We start from the raw sequence: 2,033 nt of genomic DNA on the forward strand, positions 1-2,033 counted from the left end.
CATGCCAAGGCCACCAGGAAGGCCCTGGAGGCCATGGTCCTCAAGGAGCGGGAGGAGGCCGGGGCCGAAAAGGTGGAGGTCTCCATGATCTTCCCCTACGGAAGCCCCTCGGGGGAGATCATCCGCCAGGCGGAGGATAACCCTTACAGGTCCATCTTTATAGGGCACAGGGGCATGGGAAGCCTGGAGAGGTTCTTCATCGGAAGCGTGGCCGCCAGGGTGGTGGAACACGCTCCCTGCACGGTCATCGTTTTCCGCCCCCGCGACTGACCCGGGGCCGTGCCTTTTTGCGATAACGCCCCTTATTCCTGATCCCGCGGCCCATGGGCCGGATCAGGCAGTGGGGGCTTGTGCCTACCAGGTCCCCCCTCCCGGCCGACTTCAGGGCCTCCTCGACCAGCCTCCTGTTGGTCGGCGATCGGTACTGCAGCAGCGCCCTCTGGAGTTTCCTCTCGTGGGCCGACCGAGGGACGTAGACCTCCTCGCCGGTCAGGGGGTCCAGGCCGGTGTAGAACATGCAGGTCGAAAGGGTTCCCGGCGTGGGGATGAAGTCCTGCACCTGTTCGGGGTGATACCCGATTTCCTTCAGAAACAGGGCCAGCTCCACGGCGTCGGCCAGGGTGGAGCCTGGGTGGCTTGACATCAGGTAGGGGACGAGGTACTGCTCCTTGCCCAGCTTCCTGTTGGCCCTGTCGAATTCTCCCTTGAACTCCAGGAAGATTTCCTTTCCTGGTTTCTTCATCAGCCGAAGAACCTCGGTGGATATGTGCTCGGGAGCCACCTTGAGCTGGCCGCTGACGTGGTGTTCGCAAAGGTCCTCGATGAGCTTCGGGTCACGGGCGGCCAGGAGGTGGTCGTAGCGGATGCCGGAGCGCACGAAGACCTTCTTCACCCCCGGGAGGGAGCGGACCTTCTTCAAAAGTTCGAAATAGCCCTCCTGGTTCGCCTCCAGGGCGGGGCAGGGTTCCGGCCAGAGGCAGTCCCTGTCGGGGCAGGAGCCCCGGGTGAACTGGGCTGCGCAGGCGGGTGAGTGGAAGTTGGCCGTTGGCCCCCCCACGTCGTGGATGTAACCATTGAAATCGGGTAACCTCGCCAGGAGCCTGGCCTCCCTCAGGATAGAGGCATCGCTCCTGGCCTGGATAATTCTTCCCTGGTGAGAGGATATGGAGCAGAAGGAGCAACTGCCGAAGCAACCCCGGTGGGCTGTTATGCTGAACCGGACCTCCTCGATGGAGGGGACGCCTCCCCTTTCGTCGTACATGGGGTGGGGTTTCCTCCTGTAGGGGAGTTCATAGACCCAGTCCATCTCCTCCGTGGAAAGGGGCATCGAGGGCGGGTTCTGCACCACGTACCAGGCTCCCTGATCCTGGACGACGGGGCGCCCCCTGAAGGGGTCCTGTTCCCTGTGCTGGAACCGAAAGGCCTCGGCGAAGGCCCCACGGTCGCTGGTTACCACCTCGAAGGGGGGCAAAACGACTGCTTCCGGGGGGAGGCTCTCCGCCTTCGAGCGATAACAGGTTCCCCGGACATCCCTGATCCGGTCTGGGGGAGTACCTCCCGAAAGAGCCTCGGCGATCTCGAGGATAGGCTTTTCTCCCATGCCGAAAACGAGGAGGTCGGCCTTGCTGTCCACGAGGATGGACCTCCTGACGCTGTCGGACCAATAGTCATAGTGGGCGAACCTCCTAAGGCTCGCCTCGACGCCGCCGATGATGAGCGGGACGTCCTTCCAGGCCTCCCTGGCCCGGTTGCAGTAGACTACCGTCGCCCTCTGGGGTCTCCCCCCGGCCCTGCCGCCGGGTGAGTAGGGGTCATCCCTCCGGGGTTTCTTCGCCGCCGTGAAGTGGGAGAGCATGGAATCCAGGTTGCCGGCCGAAACCAGGGCGCCGAGCCGAGGGCGGCCAAAGACCAGGAAGTCCTCCAGGCTCCTCCAGTCGGGTTGGGCGATCACGCCCACACGGTAACCCTTCCCTTCCAGCACCCTGGGTATGACGGCGTTGGCGAAGCTTGGATGGTCCACGTAGGCGTCGCCG

2 protein-coding genes are annotated in these 2,033 nt (G+C 63.8%); one reads left to right on the forward strand and one right to left on the reverse strand.

The features are described 5' to 3' along the window. Nucleotides 1-270, forward strand: a 270-nt coding sequence (locus GX108_02370; GenBank protein NLO55892.1) for a universal stress protein, incomplete at its 5' end; no start/stop codon positions are given. On the opposite strand, the gene GX108_02375 is transcribed toward GX108_02370, so the two are convergent. After that, the coding region (locus tag GX108_02375) for a YgiQ family radical SAM protein (GenBank protein NLO55893.1) at nucleotides 245-2,033 on the reverse strand (1,789 nt) is incomplete at its 5' end. The genes GX108_02370 and GX108_02375 overlap by 26 nt on opposite strands.

The sequence above is a fragment of the Thermovirga sp. genome (assembly GCA_012523215.1).
GTDB lineage: Bacteria > Synergistota > Synergistia > Synergistales > Thermovirgaceae > 58-81.